The organism is Clostridium sardiniense, from assembly GCF_050584765.1.
Classification (GTDB): domain Bacteria; phylum Bacillota; class Clostridia; order Clostridiales; family Clostridiaceae; genus Clostridium; species Clostridium sardiniense_A.
This window is the reverse complement of the sequence record NZ_JBNOOR010000018.1, coordinates 1-1,459: the sequence shown is the minus strand read 5'-3', so window position 1 is coordinate 1,459 and position 1,459 is coordinate 1. Positions and strand designations below refer to the sequence as shown.

Below are 1,459 nucleotides of genomic sequence, written 5' to 3'. Positions count from 1 at the left end.
TTGTTTAAATGTTTTATATATTCTGTTCAATTTTCAAAGACCATTTTATCTCGTCGCCTTCAAGCGACTTGATTATCATATCACTTAAGAAGTTTTATGTCAACATCTTTTTTTCAGAAGTTTTTTCTGAGTTTTAAGGTGTTTTCTACTCCCTTTAGCAACTTAATCATTGTATCACTTAAACGATTACTTGTCAACATTTTTCGACATTTGTTTATGTCTTACTTCTTGTTTCTAGTAGTGTCTGCCTAAGCAACGAAGTTAATAATATCACATATATACCATGTTCTATAATTAAATATTGCTATTAAATTGTTTTATTTATGTATTACTCCTATTTACTTTAAATACTTACGTTATACTACTATTGATACACTAGGTCCAGTTTCATGCTATATTACTTCCTTTATTTATGTAATATATGCAAAACCCTAAAATAAGCCGCTCTATAAATAATCTATTATAAAGACTTTATATAAAAATAAAGGAAAGAAATATATTTTCTTTCCTCTAAATGTATATCTACTTAAATGTTACTTCCCCATTATCTATACTATCTATTATTGCTAATGATTCAACTCTTGCCCCTAGAGATTCTAATACACTTCTACCTTCTTGGAATCCCTTTTCTATTACTATACCTATTCCTGCTAAATTTGCTTCTGCCTGATTAACTAATTCTATTAATCCTTTTGATGCACATCCTTTAGCTAAGAAATCATCTATAACTAATATATTTTCACCTTTATTTAAAAATCTCTTTCCAACTCTAACACTATACTCTTTATTCTTAGTAAATGAGTGAACTTTAACTTCATATAATTCTTTATCTAAATTAAGACTTTCAGTTTTCTTTGCAAAAACAACTGGAACATAATCAAAGTATTGAGCAACTATCGCTGCTATACCTATTCCTGATGCTTCTATAGTTAATATCTTATCTATCTTTTCATCTTCGAATCTTCTTTTAAATTCTTTTCCTATTTCATTTAGAAGCTTAATATCCATTTGATGATTTAAAAAACTATCTACTTTTAATATGTTTCCTTCTCTTACTCTTCCATCTTGTCTTATCTTATCTTTTAATAATTCCATCTTAATGTTCCTCTCCTTAATATCTTAAATAAATGATCCTAATAACAAAAAAACTAGACCACTTTAGTCTAGGAACATATAGTTTATATAAAACTTCACTATATATTCGTAGTTAGGATTTGGCTCCTTGTAGAAACGCTCAAGCCATAACTTTAATTGAGCATATACGAATTTAATAAAAATAATTTTTAATATAATATATCATTATATACCTGTGAGTACAAGCATTTTTATAATTTTTTTATATGATAATGTAAAATAATATGATTATTTTACATTATCATATAAAAAAAAAGAGATAGTAATTAAACTATCTCTTTTCGTTACTCACCTGGCAACGTCCTACTCTCCCACACAGTCTCCC

Annotated in this window: 1 protein-coding gene and 1 riboswitch; the gene reads right to left on the bottom strand. The window is 26.9% G+C overall.

Annotation, left to right across the window (positions count from 1 at the left end; all coding sequences use genetic code 11):
* Positions 1 to 522: 522 nt before the first annotated feature.
* Positions 523 to 1,095 carry a xanthine phosphoribosyltransferase gene (locus ACQPUW_RS17210; RefSeq protein ID WP_430838666.1) on the bottom strand — a complete coding sequence of 191 codons (573 nt, stop codon included), beginning with the start codon at positions 1,093 to 1,095 and terminating at the stop codon, positions 523 to 525.
* An 89-nt stretch (positions 1,096 to 1,184) separates the two neighbouring features.
* A riboswitch (purine riboswitch) is annotated at positions 1,185 to 1,285 on the bottom strand.
* Positions 1,286 to 1,459: the final 174 nt, after the last annotated feature.